The 18,143-nt window shown below is 72.9% G+C and carries 19 protein-coding genes; 9 read left to right on the top strand and 10 right to left on the bottom strand.

Annotation, left to right across the window (positions count from 1 at the left end):
* Positions 1 to 96 precede the first annotated feature (96 nt).
* Positions 97 to 1,062, top strand: a complete 966-nt coding sequence (locus L1885_RS02360) for an acetylxylan esterase (protein ID WP_235795244.1) — start codon at positions 97 to 99, stop codon at positions 1,060 to 1,062.
* A 51-nt stretch (positions 1,063 to 1,113) separates the two neighbouring features.
* On the opposite strand, the gene L1885_RS02355 is transcribed toward L1885_RS02360, so the two are convergent.
* Positions 1,114 to 1,308 carry a DUF397 domain-containing protein gene (locus L1885_RS02355; RefSeq protein WP_235795257.1) on the bottom strand — a complete coding sequence of 65 codons (195 nt, stop codon included), beginning with the start codon at positions 1,306 to 1,308 and terminating at the stop codon, positions 1,114 to 1,116.
* A gap of 12 nt (positions 1,309 to 1,320) precedes the next feature.
* Entirely contained in the window at positions 1,321 to 2,172 is an 852-nt protein-coding gene (locus L1885_RS02350) for a helix-turn-helix domain-containing protein (RefSeq protein WP_235795243.1), read from the bottom strand.
* Between the two features lie 239 nt (positions 2,173 to 2,411).
* Here L1885_RS02350 and L1885_RS02345 point away from each other — a divergent pair, with 239 nt between their 5' ends.
* Positions 2,412 to 2,822 carry an ATP-binding protein gene (locus L1885_RS02345; RefSeq protein WP_235795242.1) on the top strand — a complete coding sequence of 137 codons (411 nt, stop codon included), beginning with the start codon at positions 2,412 to 2,414 and terminating at the stop codon, positions 2,820 to 2,822.
* A gap of 156 nt (positions 2,823 to 2,978) precedes the next feature.
* On the opposite strand, the gene rlmB is transcribed toward L1885_RS02345, so the two are convergent.
* The 5 genes from rlmB to L1885_RS02320 form a co-directional block, all read right to left on the bottom strand.
* The gene (rlmB, locus tag L1885_RS02340; protein ID WP_235795241.1) at positions 2,979 to 3,935 is read right to left on the bottom strand and encodes a 23S rRNA (guanosine(2251)-2'-O)-methyltransferase RlmB; all 957 of its coding nucleotides are present in this window, start codon (positions 3,933 to 3,935) and stop codon (positions 2,979 to 2,981) included.
* A 178-nt stretch (positions 3,936 to 4,113) separates the two neighbouring features.
* Positions 4,114 to 5,514: a cysteine--tRNA ligase gene (gene cysS, locus L1885_RS02335; protein ID WP_235795240.1), complete on the bottom strand. Its 1,401-nt coding sequence runs from the start codon at positions 5,512 to 5,514 to the stop codon at positions 4,114 to 4,116.
* A 231-nt stretch (positions 5,515 to 5,745) separates the two neighbouring features.
* On the bottom strand, positions 5,746 to 6,273 hold the full coding sequence (ispF, locus tag L1885_RS02330; protein ID WP_235795239.1) for a 2-C-methyl-D-erythritol 2,4-cyclodiphosphate synthase: 528 nt from the start codon (positions 6,271 to 6,273) through the stop codon (positions 5,746 to 5,748).
* Positions 6,263 to 7,009, bottom strand: coding sequence for a 2-C-methyl-D-erythritol 4-phosphate cytidylyltransferase (ispD, locus tag L1885_RS02325; RefSeq protein WP_235795238.1), 747 nt, complete (start codon positions 7,007 to 7,009; stop codon positions 6,263 to 6,265). The genes ispF and ispD overlap by 11 nt, the downstream gene beginning before the upstream one ends.
* Positions 7,010 to 7,499: 490 nt before the next feature.
* Positions 7,500 to 7,982, bottom strand: coding sequence for a CarD family transcriptional regulator (locus L1885_RS02320; RefSeq protein ID WP_003953493.1), 483 nt, complete (start codon positions 7,980 to 7,982; stop codon positions 7,500 to 7,502).
* 1,122 nt (positions 7,983 to 9,104) lie between these two features.
* On the opposite strand from L1885_RS02320, the gene L1885_RS02315 reads away from it, so the two are divergent.
* Complete coding sequence (locus L1885_RS02315; RefSeq protein ID WP_235795237.1) at positions 9,105 to 9,749, top strand: DUF461 domain-containing protein; 645 nt, start codon at positions 9,105 to 9,107, stop codon at positions 9,747 to 9,749.
* 211 nt (positions 9,750 to 9,960) lie between these two features.
* Here L1885_RS02315 and phoP read toward each other — a convergent pair whose 3' ends face one another.
* Together phoP and L1885_RS02305 are read right to left on the bottom strand one after the other, a co-directional pair.
* Entirely contained in the window at positions 9,961 to 10,641 is a 681-nt protein-coding gene (phoP, locus tag L1885_RS02310; RefSeq protein ID WP_235795236.1) for a two-component system response regulator PhoP, read from the bottom strand.
* Positions 10,638 to 12,278, bottom strand: coding sequence for a sensor histidine kinase (locus L1885_RS02305; protein WP_308117264.1), 1,641 nt, complete (start codon positions 12,276 to 12,278; stop codon positions 10,638 to 10,640). Before L1885_RS02305 ends, phoP begins: the two co-directional genes overlap by 4 nt.
* A 290-nt stretch (positions 12,279 to 12,568) precedes the next feature.
* Here L1885_RS02305 and phoU point away from each other — a divergent pair, with 290 nt between their 5' ends.
* On the top strand, positions 12,569 to 13,234 hold the full coding sequence (gene phoU / locus L1885_RS02300; protein ID WP_235795235.1) for a phosphate signaling complex protein PhoU: 666 nt from the start codon (positions 12,569 to 12,571) through the stop codon (positions 13,232 to 13,234).
* 329 nt (positions 13,235 to 13,563) lie between these two features.
* Positions 13,564 to 13,743: a hypothetical protein gene (locus L1885_RS02295; RefSeq protein ID WP_235795234.1), complete on the top strand. Its 180-nt coding sequence runs from the start codon at positions 13,564 to 13,566 to the stop codon at positions 13,741 to 13,743.
* A gap of 141 nt (positions 13,744 to 13,884) precedes the next feature.
* Here the strand turns inward: L1885_RS02295 and L1885_RS02290 are convergent, their stop codons facing one another.
* Complete coding sequence (locus L1885_RS02290) at positions 13,885 to 14,865, bottom strand: NAD(P)-dependent oxidoreductase (RefSeq protein ID WP_308117266.1); 981 nt, start codon at positions 14,863 to 14,865, stop codon at positions 13,885 to 13,887.
* A 213-nt stretch (positions 14,866 to 15,078) separates the two neighbouring features.
* Between L1885_RS02290 and L1885_RS02285 the strand changes: the two genes are divergently transcribed.
* The 4 genes from L1885_RS02285 (at position 15,079) to L1885_RS02270 (ending at position 17,841) form a co-directional block, all read left to right on the top strand.
* A complete protein-coding gene (locus tag L1885_RS02285; RefSeq protein WP_235795233.1) occupies positions 15,079 to 15,669 on the top strand; it encodes an LmrA/YxaF family transcription factor in 591 nt (196 codons plus the stop codon).
* Entirely contained in the window at positions 15,666 to 16,328 is a 663-nt protein-coding gene (locus tag L1885_RS02280; RefSeq protein ID WP_235795232.1) for a GNAT family N-acetyltransferase, read from the top strand. Before L1885_RS02285 ends, L1885_RS02280 begins: the two co-directional genes overlap by 4 nt.
* Positions 16,329 to 16,543: 215 nt before the next feature.
* Complete coding sequence (locus tag L1885_RS02275; protein WP_235795231.1) at positions 16,544 to 17,203, top strand: DUF459 domain-containing protein; 660 nt, start codon at positions 16,544 to 16,546, stop codon at positions 17,201 to 17,203.
* Positions 17,204 to 17,367: 164 nt separating this feature from the next.
* Positions 17,368 to 17,841: a nuclear transport factor 2 family protein gene (locus L1885_RS02270; RefSeq protein ID WP_235795230.1), complete on the top strand. Its 474-nt coding sequence runs from the start codon at positions 17,368 to 17,370 to the stop codon at positions 17,839 to 17,841.
* Positions 17,842 to 18,143 lie beyond the last annotated feature (302 nt).

The raw sequence follows: 18,143 nt of genomic DNA, 5'->3' as shown, positions 1-18,143 counted from the left end.
CTGACGACACCTGACGACACCTGACGACACCGTAACCCCGGAAGACCCGGAGACCCCCGGAGACCCGGAAGCCCCCGGAGAACGAGGACCCGCACCATGCCGCTGATGGACCTGCCCCTCGACGAACTGCGCAGCTACCGGCCCGAGCGCGAGGAGCCCGAGGACTTCGACGCGTTCTGGTCGGCCACGCTCGCCGAGGCCCGCCACGACCGGCCCGCCGCGTTCATCCCGTACGACGCGTGCCTGACCGAGGTCGACGTGTACGACGTCCGCTTCCCCGGTTTCGCCGGCGACCCGGTGGCCGGCTGGCTCCTGGTGCCGGCCTCGGCGCGGGCCCCGCTGCCGTGCGTCGTCGGCTACCTCGGCTACGGCGGCGGCCGGGGCTTCCCGTACGAGTGGCTGACCTGGCCCGCGGCCGGATACGCGCACCTGCTGATGGACACGCGCGGCCAGGGCGGTTCGCTCCAGCCCGGCGCGACGGGCGACCCGCACGGCAGCGCCGGATCGTCCTCCCCCGGCATGGTGACCCGGGGCATCGAGGACCCGGCGGACTACTACTACCGGCGCGTGTTCACCGACGCCGTGCGCGCGGTCGACGCCGCCCGCGCGCACCCGTCCGTCGACCCGGACCGGATCGTCGTCTCCGGCGGCAGCCAGGGCGGCGGCATCGCCCTGGCCGCCGCGGCGCTGGCCGGCGACGTCACGGCCGCCCTCGTCAACCAGCCCTCACTGACCCACTACCGGCGCGCGCTCGACGTCGTGGAGGGCAACGCCTACCGCGAGATCTGGACCTACCTGCGCACCCATCGCGAGTCCGCCGAGCAGGTGTTCAGGACCCTGTCGTACTTCGACGGCGTGAACTTCGCCGCGCGTGCCACGGCGCCCGCGCTGTTCGCGGTGGCCCTGATGGACGACATCTGCCCGCCGTCGACCGTCTTCGCCGCGTACAACCACTGGTCGGGCCCCAAGGACATCACGGTGTGGCCCTGGAACCGCCACGAGGGCGGCGGCCACTTCCAGGACGTGGAGCAGCTCAGGTTCCTGCGCGACCTGCTCGCGTGACGGATCGGGGCGGCGTCCCCCGGCCGTCCGGGCCCCGGCCGCCCGCCGCCCTCACACCAGGTCGTCGAACTCGCCTTCCTTGACGCCCGCGAGGAACGCCCGCAGCTTCGCCCGGGACGTCCGCACGACGACACCCGGGTCGTCGCTCTCCCGCAGGAGTATCTCGCCGTCGAGTTCGGCGAGTTCGAGACAGTTGCTGCTCGCTGCGTCGGAGGACTTCGACGACTTGCGCCACTGGATCTCCATGCTTCTCACGCCCTAGATGTCCTGTGCGATTTTCCTGACGAAGTCCCTGGATTCTCGCAGCCCCAGCGAGCGCTCCTGGGTGCGATCCAGGACAGCTCGATAGTTGCCGAGCGGCGTCTCCGCGTCCACGAAGGCCGACCCCGTGGCCGTCTCCATCTGCACAGTGTCCAGTTGTGTCACCGGGCCGGACAGGTAGTGCGTCGAGCTTCCGGCGTTCGGAAAGCCACCCGCGGCGAACGGGATGATCCGCACGTGCACGTTGTCTCGCTCGGACTCATCGAGGAGGTACGAGAGCTGGGCGAGCGAGGTGGCACGCTCCCCGTACACCATGCGCAGAGCAGCCTCATGGATCATGAACGTGCACATCGGCGGCTGCGGGCGCCCGAGTACGTCTCTGCGCCGCAACCGGTAGGACAGCTGCCGCCGGGCCAACGACGCCTCCGGCGGGGGAACCGCCTGGGCGAAGACGGCTCTCACGTAGTCCTCGGTCTGAAGCAGTCCGGGGAGATGCATGATCTGCACAGCCCTGATCGCAACCGCGTGATGTTCGAGTTCCGCGAGGTCGAGAGCGGCCGCGGGCAATTCCCCGCGGTAGTCCTCCCACCAACCGTTCGACCGCTCCCCCGCCATCGCGGCGAGAGCTTCCACGTACGGATGGTCCGAAGCGCCGTAATGGGCGGCCCACGCCCTCACCCGCTCCGCGCTCACTCCGAACCGGCCGGACTCCGTGTTGCTGATGGTGGTGCGGTCCGTCCCCAGGAGCGGCGCGGCGTCCGTGAGACCGAGACCGGCCCGCTCCCTGAGCCTTCGCAACTCCGCTCCCAGCCGCCGCTGACGGACCGTGGGTGCCTTGCGTGGCGGCATCCTCTCTCCTTCTCTCGGCTCCCAGTGTCGGGGCTGGCGCACCCAAGGGTCGACAAATCCAACCAGTTGACCGATCGGGTACCAAACTTGATACGCACCCGCTATCGTCGTCTCACAGCAAGGAGTCACCAGTCGACTACGAAGTGCAGCCGTTCGCACGCCCTCCAGCGGATTTGTCAGCACGGCCGATGCCACGCAGCGACGAGAACACGACCGCAACCTGAGGAGAAGGAGACGCCATGAGTTCCACGACAGCCGGCTTCGCACCCCAACTCGCCGTCGGCCAGGGCCCGCCCCCGGCACACGGAGGAGACCTCTACCGGCTCGCCGTGCCCAGCACGCCCGGCGCCGCCCGTCTCGCCCGCGACTTCGTCGCCGGGCTGCTGCGCGACAGCGACCACGCCGACCTGGCGGACGACGGGCGCCTGTGCGTCACGGAGTTGGTCGCCAACGCCCACCGCCACACCCGGACAGCGGTGATCCACGTCGACGCGGTCGTGGGGCGCGGCCGGTCCACCGTATTCGTCACGGACGACCGGCCGCTGATGCTCCCGGCCCCGAGAGCCGGCGAGAAGGCCCTGGAACAGTGCGACGGACGGGGCCTGTTGCTGCTCCAGCACCTGGTGCACGCGTGGGGCGTCACGCTCTAGAACGCCGGGCACCACGGCGCGGGCATCGACCGCAAGGCGGTCTGGTTCACGCTGTCGGGGTACGCGCGTTCCGCCGGCGCCCGGCCGGCGGACGCCCGGGTGGCGTGATGCGCGCGCGCCGGCTCCGGCCGGGGACGCGCGATCGCGCCGACGTGCTCAGGCCGCCCGGCGCCGCGCCGTCTCGTACAGGACGATGCCCGTCGCCACGCCCGCGTTGAGGGATTCCGCGCCGCCCGGCATCGGGATGCGCACCCGCAGGTCGCACGTCTCGCCGACCAGGCGTGAGAGGCCCTTGCCCTCGCTGCCCATGACGATCACGAGCGGGCCGTCGAGTGCGGCCACGTCCGCGATCTCCATGTCGCCGTCCGCCGCCAGGCCGACGACGGTGAGGCCCGCCTTCTTGTACGCCTCCAGCGTGCGCGTCAGGTTCGTGCAGCGGGCCACCGGGGTGCGGGCCGCCGTGCCGGCCGAGGACTTCCACGCGCCCGCCGTCATGCCGGCCGCGCGGCGCTCCGGGACGACCACGCCGTGGCCGCCGAACGCGGAGACCGAGCGGACGATCGCGCCGAGGTTGCGCGGGTCGGTCACGCCGTCCAGCGCGACGATCAGCGGCTGCTCGCCGTCGTCGAAGGCCGCCGCCGCGAGGTCGTCGGGGTGCGCGTACTCGTACGCGGGGATCTGCAGGACCAGGCCCTGGTGGTTCAGCCCGCCGGTGAGCCGGTCGAGCTCCGCCTTGGGCGCCTCCATCAGGTGGATGCCGCCGCGGTCGGCCGCCAGCTTGAGGGCGTCGCGCACGCGGTCGTCGTTGTCGATGTACTGCTGCACGAGCAGCTGCGTCGCCGGCACACCGTCCCGCAGCGCCTCGAACACCGGGTTGCGGCCCACGACCATGTCCGCCGAGCCCTTGCCGCCGCGGCGCGGGCGCTGGGTCCGGCCCGCCTGCTGCCGGGCCTTGGCGTTGGCGATGCGGTTCTTCACATGGCCCTTGCGGGCGGACGCGGGCGGCGTGGGGCCCTTGCCCTCGAGGCCGCGGCGCCGATTGCCGCCGCTGCCGACCTGCGCGCCCTTCTTCCCTGACGCGCGTCGGTTCCTGGGCTGGCTGTTCCCGGCCATGGTGTGTGTGCCTACCTGATTCGTGGATGGTGGTGGGTTGTCGTGCGCTGCGCGCCGACCTGGTGCCCGTACCAGAGTACGGAACGGGGCGGGCTCGCGCCGAACCCCGTACGAAACCCCCGGTGGGGGGCGTACGGGGCCGGCGGCCCGTGCCGCGGGGACCGGTCCCCCGGGCGCCTCAGCGTGCCCCGAGCGACCAGCGCGGCCCCGAGGGGCTGTCCTCGATCACCAGGCCCGACTGCTGGAGCTGGTCGCGGATCGCGTCCGCCGTCGCCCAGTCCTTGCGCGCGCGGGCGGCCTCGCGCTGGTCGAGCACCAGCCGTACGAGCGTGTCCACCGCGCCGTGCAGGTCGGCGCCCCGGTCGCCCTCGCCGGCCCACTGCGCGTCCAGCGGGTCGAGGCCGAGGACGCCGAGCATGGCCCGGACCTCCGCGAGCCGCGCGACGGCCGCTTCCTTGTCGTCGGCGGCCAGTGCGGAGTTGCCCTGCCGGACCGTGGTGTGGACGATCGCCAGCGCGCCGGGCACGCCCAGGTCGTCGTCCATCGCCGCGGCGAACGCGGGCGGCACCTCGGCCGCCGGCTCCACCACTCCCCCGGCCTTCTCGACCACGCGCTGCACGAAGCCCTCGATGCGCGCGAACGCCGACTCGGCCTCGCGCAGGGCCTCCTCGCTGTACTCGATCATCGAGCGGTAGTGCGGTGTGCCCAGGTAGTAGCGCAGCACGATGGGCCGCCAGCGCTTGACCATCTCGGAGACGAGCACGCTGTTGCCGAGCGACTTCGACATCTTCTCGCCGCTCATGGTGACCCACGCGTTGTGCAGCCAGTACTGGGCGAACGCGTCCCCGTACGCCTTGGCCTGCGCGATCTCGTTCTCGTGGTGCGGGAAGATCAGGTCGAGGCCGCCGCCGTGGATGTCGAAGACCGGGCCCAGGTACTTGTGGGCCATCGCCGAGCACTCCAGGTGCCAGCCGGGCCGGCCCGGGCCCCAGGGCGTCTCCCAGAACGGCTCGCCGGGCTTGGCGGCCTTCCACAGGGCGAAGTCGCGCGGGTCGCGCTTGCCGGTCTCGCCCTCCCCGGAGGGCTGGCGCAGGTCGTCCAGGTCCTGGTTCGAGAGCTCCAGGTAGTCCGGGAACGAGCGCACGTCGAAGTACACGTTGCCGTCCGCCGCGTACGCGTTGCCGCTGTCGATCAGCCCGCGCATCATCGCCGTCATCTCCGGGATGTGCCCGGTCGCGCGCGGCTCGTAGGTGGGCGGCAGGCAGCCGAGGGCGTCGTAACCCGCGTTGAACGCGCGCTCGTTCTCGTAGCCGATCGCCCACCAGGGGCGCTCCTGCTCCGCCGACTTCGAGATGATCTTGTCGTCGATGTCGGTCACGTTGCGGACGAACGTCACGTCGTAGCCGCGGTACTCGAACCAGCGGCGCAGGATGTCGAAGTTGAGGCCCGACCTGATGTGCCCGATGTGCGGGGCGGACTGCACGGTGGCACCGCACAGGTAGATCGAGACGCAGCCCGGGGTGATCGGGGAGAAGTCACGGATCTGCCGGGCGCCGGTGTCGTACAGCCGAATAGTCACGGGTTCAGAGTAGTGCGCGCACGGGCGTGCCCGGAGCCCGGTGACGGCACGGAAGCCTGTCCGTGACACGGCGCGGGCCCGCGCGGCGACGGCGCGGCGGCCCGGTCGCGGGGTTCCGCCCGCGCGTGCGGCCGGCGTGGACGCCGGGCCGGCCGTCACCCGTACGGGCCGGGTCGCGGGGGCGCACCCCCGCGACCCGGCCCGTCGCACCTCAGGGCGCCTCAGGGGGCCTCAGGGGGTACGCACGACCAGCGCGGTCGCGATCGCCGCGAGGCCCTCGCCGCGGCCCGTGAACCCGAGGGCGTCCGAGGTGGCGGCCGAGACCGACACCGGCGCGCCGACCGCCTCGCCCAGGACCTTCTGCGCCTCGTCGCGGCGCTTGCCGATCTTCGGGCGGGGGCCGACGACCTGCACCGCCACGTTGCCGACGGTGAAGCCCGCCTCGCGCACGATGCGCGCGGCCTCCGTCAGCAGCGCGACCCCCGACGCGCCCGACCACTCGGGCCGGCCGGTGCCGAAGTGCGCGCCGAGGTCGCCGAGGCCGGCTGCGGAGAAGAGGGCGTTGCAGGCGGCGTGCGCGACGACGTCCGCGTCGGAGTGCCCCGCGAGCCCGGAGCCCTCCCCCTCCCAGAGCAGGCCGGCGCACCACAGCGGGCGGCCCTCCTCGAAGGCGTGGATGTCCGTGCCGATGCCGACCTGCGGCAGGACCGGCGGCGCGACCGGGCGGGGCGCCCGCTCGCCCGTGCTGTCAGAACTCATCCTTCGCCCGCCTCCTCGCCAGCACGGCCTCCGCCAGGACCAGGTCCAGCGGCCTCGTGACCTTGAACGCCTCCTCGTGGCCGGGCACGACGACGACCGGCGAACCGAGCCGCTCGACCATGCCCGCGCAGTCCGTGGCGCCGTCGCCGACACCGCCCACGGTGTCGTGCGCGAGTTGCAGGATGCCGCGCTCGAAGCCCTGGGGCGTCTGGACGGCGCGCAGGGTGGCGCGGTCGGGGGTGGCGACCACCGGTTCCGGCGCGCCGCCGGTGCCCGGCTCGACCTGCTTGACCGTGTCGGCCAGCGGCAGGGCCGGCACGACGGCCGGGGCTCCGGCCCGTACCGTCTCGACCACCGCGTCGACGGTGTCCACGGGGACGAGCGGGCGCGCCGCGTCGTGGACGAGGACCGTGGTGATGGCGTCCGGCAGGGCCTTGAGGCCCAGTGCGACGGATTCCTGCCGGGTCTCGCCGCCGGGCACGACGACGTAGTCGGTGCGTTCCGGCAGGACGTGCGCGGCGATCAGGTTCTTGACCTCGCTCGCGCCGTCGGCGGGCGCCACGACGACGACCAGTTCGACGGCGCGGGAGGCGGCCATGGCCCGCACCGCGTGGATGAGCATGGGTGCGCCGCCCAGCGCACGGAGCGCCTTGGGGGCGCCGGGACCGAGTCGCACACCGCGGCCCGCGGCGGGGATGACGGCCGCTGTGCGGTGCGGACTGGCTTCGTCTGGCATCGGGTGAACTCCGGCAGGTTTGTATCCGCGCCCGACCTGGGTATGGCCGATACGTGCCGGGCGCGGCGCACTGACCGGACCCTTTCCGTGACCATGGTCAGCGGCTGCCGCGCCAGCTTTGTGCCATGAGGCGATCGGGCTGGGGAACGGGGGATGTACACCGGGCGTCGGACGGGATTCGGGTGTACGGACATGCCGCGGCGCCCGACGACACGACGAGCGGCGGCGCTCTCGGCGTCGGCGCATCCACGCGGGACGCGCCCACCGCCCCACCGGCCGCTTCGAGGAGCGGTCCCGGGACGGGAGAACGGTTCGCCGGCCCGCCGGTCAACGGGCACCACGGCACAACTACTGCTACTGCGTCACTGCTGTGACCAGGCGCACTTCACGCGTGAAGCCGCACTGGAAAGGCTGCGGGCGCTACGTCGGACCCGGATGCTTTCGCGTGCATGACGCGCGCACCGCCGGGCAGACGGCGCCGCATGGGGATTCAGGACGCGAGAACCTCGTCGAGCAGGGCCTCGGCCTTGTCTTCGTTGGTGTTTTCCGCGAGGGCGAGTTCACTCACCAGGATCTGCCGCGCCTTGGCGAGCATGCGCTTCTCGCCCGCGGAGAGTCCACGCTCCCGCTCCCGACGCCACAGGTCACGCACGACTTCGGCGACCTTGATGACATCGCCGGAGGCGAGCTTCTCAAGATTTGCCTTGTAGCGACGGGACCAGTTCGTCGGCTCCTCTGCGTACGGTGCCCGGAGCACCTCGAAGACCCGGTCCAGCCCATCCTGACCGACCACATCGCGCACGCCGACGAACTCCGCATTGTCCGCCGGTACACGCACCGTCAAGTCGCCCTGGGCGACCTTGAGCACCAAGTAGGTCTTGTCCACGCCTTTGATCTGGCGAGTTTCGATAGCCTCGATCAGCGCGGCCCCGTGATGGGGATAGACCACGGTGTCGCCAACCTTGAACGTCATGTGACAGGTACCCCTTCCGTGGCTATCCAGGGTAACACGAGAATGCCTTCATCTGAATGGCGTTTTCGCAGGTCAGGCCGCATCTCGGGGCTTGACAACAGCCATGCGAACGTGCTGCACCCGGCTCACCGGGGCGGGTATTCGCAGGTCACCGACGCTGCGCGGGCGCACGGAAACGCGCCGGACACCCCCCGCGCGAGACCCTCCAAACTGACCGAACGTCCCTATTTGTCCGTTTCGTGACGGCAAAATTTCCACAGTGTGTTCGGTTTCCGATGATCCATCCGAGTGGGAAACCGGGTGGATACGGACCCTGACGGAGATCACATCCGGCCACTTCGTGGCGCATGTGCAAGGAGTGACGTGCGTGACGGGAGAGCAGATGTCCGGGAGACCCGCCCCGTTCCCCCGGGAAGATCCGCGAAGGGCCCGTCACCGCCGCGCCGGAAGCGCGTCCGGGTGATCGCCCGGAGAAGACCGGAAAACCGCCCGGAGAACATCACCGCGCCGGCGAGCCGGGAACATCCCGGCTCGCGGGCGGGAAGCACACGAACGTTCCGGAAGGCGCCGGAGCATTCCCGCAGGGCTTCCGCGCAATTGCCGCAGCACGCGTCCCGCGGTCCGCTATTCGACGCGAATGCGCGGGAATCCCGCCGCGCCGGGAAATCGATCATCCGGATTATGTGAACGCCCGGCGGAAGGGAGGCGACCGGGACGGGAACGCGGCACCCGCTCACCCCGCGGGGCGGGTCGGGTGCGGACCCTAATCAACGGGTCGGTAACCTGAGGCCGCTGAGACGGTTTTAGCCCGTGCTTACGCATGAGCGGGGGCGGCCCGTCCCGGCGCGGTCCGTACCCGTTCCGTGCGGCACGACCGCGCAGCACAGCCCGCGCCACCGGGGGCCTCGTCCTCGGAGCACGGGAACGCACGACGGCCGCGCACCACAGGTCGCGTGCGGGATCGGCCACCGCCGACACCGCACGACCCGGAACACCGCAGAACCCGAAACACCGCAGGACCCGAAACACCGCAGGATTCGCAGCACCGCACGACCCGAAACACGCGACACCGCACCACCGCACGCACCATTCCTCGTACGAGTCCAAGGAGATGCCGCCGCCGTGAGCAGCAGCCTTCGACGCGGCGCCCTCGCCGCGACTGCCCTCGTGTTCCCACTCGCCACGCTGGCCGCGTGCGGCGCGGGCAACACCGCGCAGACCGACGAGGTCAAGCCGGACAGCGCTGCCACCTCCGTGGGTGACATCAAGGTCCAGAACGTCAACCTCGTCACGCCGAAGGCCGGCGCGGACGGCCCCGCCGCCGTCACCGGCAAGGTCTTCAACGGCGGCAACAGCGCGCAGACCCTCCAGTCGATCAAGCTGCCGGGCACCAGCGCCACGGTGCAGCTGAAGCCGGCCAAGGGCTCCGGGCCGCTGACCGTACCCGCGCTGGGCTCGCTCCAGCTCGGCGGCAAGGGCAACGCCTCCGCCGTGATCACCGGCCTGCCGACCACCAAGAACGGCAACGCCGAGAAGGTCGTCTTCACGCTCAGCACGACCGGCGACATCGGCGTGAACGCCCTCGTCGTCCCGGCGGCGAGCTACTTCGGCTCCGTCGGCCCGACCGCGGCCCCGAGCGCCCCCGCCTCGCCGTCCGGCACCCCCTCCGGCTCGGGCACCCCCTCCGACTCCGGGTCGCCCTCGGGCTCGACGTCCGGCTCCCCCTCGGGCTCCCCGCAGGGCGGCGGCACCGGCATCACCGGCTGACGACCGGCCCAGGGCCGTCATACGCAGAGGGAGGCGCCCCGCCCGGCCTGAGCCGGAAGCGGGGCGCCTCCCTCTTGTTCGCGTGCGCTCGCGTGTGCGGGTGCACTCACGCGGGCCGTGCGATGCCGCCCTGGTGCGCGGCCCGCGAGCCACGGCCCGCGCGTCAGGGCCGTGGTGCACGTCTCGCAACGCACGGCCCGCGGCGTGCGGTCTACGGCTCGAACTTGTAGCCCAGGCCGCGCACCGTCACCAGGTAGCGCGGCGCTCCCGGGTCCGGCTCGATCTTCGCGCGCAGCCGCTTGACGTGGACGTCGAGCGTCTTGGTGTCGCCGACGTAGTCGGCGCCCCAGACCCGGTCGATGAGCTGCATGCGGGTCAGCACCCGGCCCGCGTTGCGCAGCAGCATCTCCAGCAGGTCGAACTCCTTGAGGGGCAGGTCGACCTTGCCGCCGCCGACCGTCACCACGTGCCGGTCGACGTCCATCCGTACCGGACCCGCCTCCAAGGCGGCCGGGGTGACCTCCTCCGGCTCGCCGCGCCTGCGCAGCACCGCGCGGATACGGGCGACGAGCTCGCGCGAGGAGAACGGCTTGGTCACGTAGTCGTCGGCCCCTATCTCCAGGCCGACGACCTTGTCGATCTCGCTGTCCTTCGCGGTGACCATGATCACCGGAACGTTGGACCTGCCGCGCAGCTGGCGGCAGACCTCGGTGCCCGGCAGGCCGGGCAGCATGAGGTCGAGGAGGACGAGGTCGGCGCCGTTGCGCTCGAACTCGTCGAGCCCCGCGGGCCCGGTGGTCGCGATGGCGACCTCGAAACCCTCCTTGCGGAGCATGTAGGAAAGGGCGTCGCTGAAGGATTCCTCATCCTCGACGACGAGCACTCGGGTCACGGAAGGACCTCCGGGGCAGGAATCACGGTCGGAGTATCCAGCACCAGGCTGCGGGCCGTCCCGCGAGGTTCCGGGGGGCTGGGGTCGTTGCGGTCACGGCCGGCGCCGAATGCGCGCCGGCCGCCGGGCACCGCACCGCGAGGATCGCGGGCGGCATCGCCGGTGTCGGGGTCGCTGGGGTGGGGGACGGTGTCCGCGCCGGGAACGGCGGTGGGCCCGGACGCGGAGGGGGGAAGGAGGGCCGGGGCGGAGGCCGCGGCCGAGGTCGAGGGGGCGGCCGGAGAGGTCGAGGGGGCGGCCGGAGAGGTCGAGGGGGCGGCCGGAGAAGGGGACGGCGAGTCCGGGGCACCGGCGGCCGGACCGGGCGCGTCAGGCGCGTCGGGCAGATCGGGCGCGTGGGGCAGATCGGCCGGGTCGGACGCGTCCACGTCGTAGAACGCGTCGTCGTCCGGCTCCGCGGCCTCGGGCGCCCCCGACCGCTCCCGGGCGATGCCCGCCTCGGGCAGGCGCAGGGTGAACGTCGATCCCTGGCCCTCCGAACTCCACACCGTGACGTCCCCGCCGTGCGAGGCCGCCACGTGCTTGACGATGGCGAGGCCGAGGCCCGTGCCGCCGGTCGCGCGCGAGCGCGCGGGATCGACGCGGTAGAAGCGCTCGAAGATGCGCTCCCGGTCCTTCTCCGAGATGCCTATCCCCTGGTCGGTGACGGCTATCTCGACGACCGTGCCGCCGGCCACGGCCGTACGGGCCACGGCGATGCCGACCCTGGTGCGCGCCGGCGAGTAGTTGACGGCGTTCTCCACGAGGTTGCCGAGCGCCGCGGCCAGCTGGCCGCGGTTGCCCCAGACGAAGAGGTCCTCCTCGCCGCGGGCCGCCATGGTGATCTGCTTCGTGGACGCCGGGTGCCGGGAGCGGTCGACGGCCTCGGCGACCAGCTCGTCCACGCGCACGGGCTCGGCGTCCTCCAGCGGGTCGTCGTTCTGCACCCGGGAGAGGTCGATGAGCTCCTGCACGAGGTTGGTCAGCCGGGTCGCCTCGATCTGCATGCGCCCGGCGAAGCGGTCGACGGCCTCGGGGTCGTCGGAGGCGTCCATGACGGCCTCCGAGAGGAGGGAGAGCGCGCCGACCGGGGTCTTCAGTTCGTGGCTGACGTTCGCGACGAAGTCGCGCCGTACCGCTTCTATGCGGCGGGCCTCCGTCAGGTCCTCCACGAGGAGCAGCACCAGGCGGGAGCCGAGGGGGGCGACGCGCGCGGAGACGGCCAGGGCCTCACCGCGGCCGGTGCCCCGGCGCGGGAGGTCCAGCTCGATCTGGCGTATCTCGCCGTCCCTGCGGGTCTCGCGCGCCATGTGCATCATCGGCTCGACCGCCAGCTTGCCGCCGCGGACCAGGCCCAGCGCGTACGCGGCGGAGCTGGCCTTGACGACGGCGTCGCTCTCGTCGAGCACGACGGCCGAGGAGCGCAGCACGGAGAGTACGGTGTCGACTCCCGGCGGCAGGACCGCGTCCGTGTGCAGCGAGGTGCGCGTGGGCCGGTGCTGGTCGCGCTCGCTCCAGCGGAACGCCAGCATGGCGATCACGCCGGTGCACACGCCGGCGATCGCTGCCGATGCGGCGACCGCCGCGTTCACGTCCATGCGTTCAGATTAAGCGGGCCGACGGGCACTCTCCCAGCCGTCCGAGTGCGTCCTCGAACACTCGTCGCCCAGAGTTCACCGAGGGGACAGGGACGGTTCACTTGTCCGGGAAGCTCCGGACGCGTGTTCCGGCCACCGTGGCAGCGTGGGGGCGAGCGCCTGCCGCCCGCCGGCCGGACACCCCCGGAAAGGGCCAGTAAGGACCAGGAAGGACCAGGAAGGATCTGGTCAGGCCCGGTCGGGCCCGGTCACGAACGTCAAGCGCGGGAGCGCTGGAGAGGGACACACCCATGCGGGACGCGTACCACGAGGAACTTGACTCGATCAGTGACGACCTCGTCGGCATGGCACGGCAGGTCGGCTCCGCCATCGGGCGCGCCACGACCTCCATGCTCGACGGTGACCTGAAGCTCGCGGAGAGCGTGATCGCCGCCGACGCGAAGGTCGACCAGACCCAGCACGACCTGGAGGCACGCGCCATCGCGCTGCTCGCCCAGCAGCAGCCCGTGGCCACCGACCTGCGCATCGTCGTCACCTCGCTGCGCATGAGCGCCGACCTGGAGCGCGCCGGAGACCTGGCCCAGCACGTGGCGAAGCTGACACGGCTGCGCTACCCGGAATCCCCGGTTCCGGTCGATCTGCACGCCACCCTGCTGGAGATGGGGCAGCTCGCGCAGCGTCTGATGGCGAAGGCCGCCGAGGTCATCATCACCAAGGACATCGACCTGGCCATGCAGCTGGAGCAGGACGACGACGAGATGGACCTGCTGCACCGCACCCTCTTCCAGCACCTGATGGACGACCGCTGGAAGCACGGCATCGAGACCGCCGTCGACGTCACGCTGCTGGGCCGCTACTACGAGCGGTTCGCCGACCACGCGGTGTCGGTGGCCAAGCGCGTCGTCTACCTGGTCACGGGTGAGCACGCGGACGAGATCCAGCCGGACGCCGTCTGACCGTCCGACGGCATATGCACGGACCCGGGCGGACGCCGGGTGAGGCTCGCTTCCGCGGCGGTGGGCGGGTGCGGCCCGCGCCCGCCGCGATCGGCGACCGGGCCGCCGGGCCGCCGGGTCCGTGTCTCGTAGGCCTCTTGCGCCCCGCCCACCCCGCACGCCGGTGGTGGGCGGGGCGCACGGCGTGGTGCGGGCCCCCGGTCTGCGCGTGTCCTGCGCGCGTGCGCCGGTGATGCGCCGGTCATGCGCCGTTGAGGAACGGCCCGTGCCGGACGTCCAATGGGGAACGGGCCGTGCCTGCCCCCGGAGTCCCTGGAGGAGAGATCGTCATGGCCGAACCTTCCGCGTCGCCCGCCCCCCGTACGACCACCACGACCGGCACCGACACCTCGCGCGCCGCTGCCTCGGGACGCCCGCACCTGCCCGTCCTCGGCGCCTGCGGCTGCGGCTCGGGCTGCGGCTGCGGCTGCCAGTCGGGCTCCCCGTGCCAGTGCGGCGGCAGCTGCTGATCGCGCCCGCCGCGCCGGACATCGTGCCGCGCCCTGCGCGACTGTCGCGGCAGCCGCGTAGGGACCGAGGTTCCGGCTGGGCGCGGGCGCCGGGAGCCTTGCCGGGTCCTGGCCGCCCGGCACGCGGGTGTGCTCCGCGCGTCAGGCGCCCGCCGTGCCCGCCCCGTCCCGTACGTCCCTGGTGCGAGCGTCGCGGGCGTTCTCGTCGCGGATGATTTCGCCCCGGGCGTCCTCGTCCCGGCTGCTCACGTCCCGGGTGCGGGCCTCGATCGCGTGCAGCACCGCGACCATGTCCTCGCCGCCGTGGCCGAGCGCCACCGTCTCCTCGAACAGGGCGTGGCACGCGTCGAGGAGCGGAGAGGCGAGTCCCGCCTGCCGCGCCGCGTCGGCGATGAGCCGGTTGTTCTTGAGGACGTCGACGGCGCCCGCCTGCACGGAGAAGTCGCGCGCGAGCAGCTTCGGCGCCTTCATCCGGGACACGGCGCTGGCCATCGGGCCCGCGTCGAGGACGTCCAGCAGCAGGCTCCGGTCCAGTCCGTGCAGTTCGGCGAAGTGGAAGGCCTCGGTCAGACCGGTCACCTGAGTGATCAGGAACAGGTTCACCGACAGCTTCATCAGGAGCGCCCCCGGCGCCGGCCCGCAGGCGAACGTCTCGCCGCACACGGGCGCGAGCAGGGCGCGCACGGCGGCCACGGCGTCCTCGTCCCCCGCGACCATCCCCACCAGCCGGCCCTGCTCGGCGGGGACGCGGGAGCCGGAGACCGGCGCCTCGACGTACGTGCCGCCCGCGGCGGCCACGTCGTCGCGCAGACCGGCCGAATACTCCGGCGAAGTCGTCCCCATGTGCACCACCGTGCGTCCCGCGACACGCGCGGCGAACTCCGGCGTCCCGCGGCCGAGGACCGCGTCCACGGCGGCGCCGTCGTACAGCATCAGCAGCACGGTCGACGCGCGGTCGAACACCTCCGCCGGGGAGGCCGCCACCTCGGCCCCGGCCTCCCGCAGCGGCGCGGAGCGGGCGGGTGTGCGGTTCCAGACGACGAGCGGGGTACCCGCCCGGGCGAGGTTGAGCGCCATGGGCCGGCCCATGACTCCGAGGCCGACGAAGCCCACGTACCCCACGACGCACCACCGTTCCCACCGCACGCGCCGGGGCGGTCGCCCGCGGTCACGTTCCATGACGGGCGTCATAATAGTCAGCTCCATGACCGTCGTCATAGGCTGGAGGACCGGCCAGGTGATGGCGATGGCGGCAGCGACGGCTGACGGCGACGGGGCGGCGGGGTGACGGCAGCGTCGGCTGACTGCGACGGCGACGAAGGCGAGGAGATCGGGATGGCGGTGTCCGAGCGGGGCCCGCGCGAGCGGATGGTCTTCAGCGCGGCCCAGCTGATGCGGCGCGGAGGGGTGGCGGCCGCGGGCATGCGGGACGTCGCGGTACGGGCCGAGGCGCCGCGCGGCTCGCTCCAGCACTACTTCCCCGGCGGCAAGGACCAGCTCGTCGCGGAGGCCGTCGGCTGGGCCGGCCGGTACGCGTCCCGCCGGGTCGCCCGGTTCGTCGCAGCGCTGCCCGAGCCGGTGCCGAGTGCCCTGTTCGCGGCCATGGTGGAGCAGTGGACCGTCGAGTACGGCGCCGAGGGCTTCGCGGCCGGCTGCCCGGTGGCCGCCGCCACGGTCGACCACGCGGACTCGACGGCCTCCACCCGTGAGGCCGCGTCCGACGCCTTCGGAGCCTGGACCCGCGCGGTCGGGGAGGCCCTCGTCGGCATGGGCGTGCCCCAGGAGCGGTCCCGGCCCCTGTCCACTCTCATGATCAGCACCTTGGAGGGCGCGATCCTCCTGGCCCGGGCGGAACGGGACACGCGCGCCCTCACGACTGCCGCCGCCGAGCTCGGTCCGCTCCTCGACGCGGCGGTGCGGGCATGACCGCCCCCGGCCCGGCCGGCCGCCCGGACGACGGCCCCGGCGCACCGGCCCGCACGCGGCGGCCGGAGGCGGACGCGCCGCACCGCCTCGCCACGCCCCCCGCGGACATGCTCCTCACGACGCCCAGACTGATCCTGCGGCGCTTTCGCACCGACGACGCGGCCGCCCTCGCGGCGTACCGCTCCGACCCGGACGTCGCCCGCTACCAGGGCTGGTCGGCGCCCGTACCGCCCGATGCCGCGCGCGGCCTCGCGCGGGCCTTCGCGGCGGGTTCGCCGGAGCGGCCCGGCTGGTTCCAGTACGCGGTGACGCTCGGGGCAGGGAGCGAACTCGTCGGCGACATCGGGGTGTGCCTGCACGACGACCTGATGCAGGCGCACCTCGGCTACACGTTCGCACCGCGCCACCAGGGACTCGGCTACGCCACCGAGGCGGTGGGCGCGGTGCTCGCCGACCTCTTCGGGCCCCGGGGCCTGCACCGCGTCTCCGCCGAGTGCGACGCGCGCAACGAGCGGTCCGCCGCGCTGCTGCGCCGGCTCGGATTCACGCAGGAGGGACACCGCCGCGAGGCGGCGTGGATGAAGGGCGAGTGGACGGACGAGCTGCTTTTCGGCCTGCTGGCGGCCGACTGGAGGAAGAACGGCGGTCCGGGCGCCTGACGCCGAGGGTTGGGGTGCCGGGTGCGGGGCGGCCGATCGGGCGGGCGCGCGGGCGGATGCGTTGCCGGTACTCGTCTCAGTGCCCACGCCGATGCCGATCCCAGCGCCAGTCCCAGCCTCAGCCCCAGTCCCAGTCGCAGTGCCAGTCGCAGTGCCAGTGCCAGTGCCAGTGCCAGGATCGGTGCCAGTGCCACTGCCAGTGCCAGGATCGGTGCATGGACAGTGATCTGCGCGTCTGCTTCGTCGGGGACTCCTTCGTCGCGGGCGTCGGCGACCCGCTGTGTCTCGGCTGGGCGGGGCGTCTGGCCGCCCGCGCCGTCACGGGTGGGCAGCCGCTGACCGCCTACAACCTCGGCGTGCGCCGCGAGACGTCGACCGACGTCCTCGCCCGCTGGCTCGGCGAGTGCGACCGGCGGCTGCGGGACGGCACGGACCTGCGAGTCGTCCTGTCCTTCGGCGTCAACGACACCACCCACGAGGACGGCCGGCCGCGCGTGGACCCGGACGTCTCGGAGGCCAACCTGTCCCGCATGCTCGAACAGGCGGCGGGCCGGGGCTGGGGCGTCCTGGTGGTCGCCCCTCCGCCCGTCGACGACGCGGAGCACAACGCCCGGACCGCGCGGCTCGACGAACGGTTCGCCCGCGTCTGCCGCGAGGCGTCCGTCCCCTACGTCCCCGTCCACCGGCCACTGCGCGACAGTGCCGCGTGGAGCCGGGAGGTACGCACCGGCGACGGCGCGCACCCGGGCGCGGCCGGATACGACGAGTTGGCCGCGCTCGTCGTGCCCCACTGGCGGGCCTGGCTGTCCGGGACCGCGGCGGACAGCCAGGTCCCGGACGATGACGGCAGGCTCCGGATCTCGCGAAGCCGGTGATCGCGCGCACCGCCGGCACGGCGCGGCCCGCGGCCCGCGTCCCGTGCGGTGCCGCCGTGCCCCGGCCGGTGGAATGCGCGGTGGCGGCCGTCGCGGATGCGAGACCCGGCGGCCGCGGTGAGACTGGAACGGTCGGGCACGGACGGGAGTCAGGAGAGTCATACATGGCGACCGGCAAACCCCCGTTGCCGCCGTTCGACGACGAGACGGCGGTGCAGAAGGTCAGGGACGCCGAGGACGCGTGGAACACCCGCGACCCCGGGCACGTGGCGTTGGGGTACACCGAGGACAGCCACTGGCGGAACCGCTCCCTGTTCATCGACGGGCGCGACGAGATCGTCGCCTTCCTCACCCGCAAGTGGCAGGCCGAGCTGGAGTACCGCCTGATCAAGGAGTTGTGGGCGTACGGCGGCAACCGCATCGCGGTGCGGTTCGCGTACGAGTACCACACCGCCACCGGCGACTGGTTTCGCGCGTACGGCAACGAGAACTGGGAGTTCGCCGACGACGGTCTGATGAGGACACGGCACGCGTGCATCAACGACGTCCCGATCACCACCTCGGAGCGCGCCTTCGACTGGGACCGCTCCGGCCCGCGCCCGTCCGACTTCCCGAGCCTCAGTGCGTTCGGCTTCTGAGGCCGGGCCGGCTCCGGGCAGGACTCGGCACAGGGTCGACGGGACCCGGCCGTAACCCGCGGCGGCGCGGCAGGAATTCCGGCCGGCACAACTCAACAGGCCTGCCTCCGGCGGAAGTCGGCGATGCCCCTGCGGGGCGACGGCCAGCACCACCCGCCGGGCGCCGGCCGCGCACGAGGGACCGGGCCGCAAGGACTCCGCTGCCCCGGGGCCCCGCCGGCGGACCGCGCACGACGCCCGGACGCGAACGACTCGACGGCTGGACGAACCGCCTGGGCCACCACCGGCACACCACCCGATGC

The sequence above is a fragment of the Streptomyces fuscigenes genome, from assembly GCF_021556455.1.
Classification (GTDB): domain Bacteria; phylum Actinomycetota; class Actinomycetes; order Streptomycetales; family Streptomycetaceae; genus Streptomyces; species Streptomyces fuscigenes.
The sequence above is the reverse complement of the archived record's forward strand: the minus strand, read 5'-3'. Positions and strand labels throughout refer to the sequence as shown.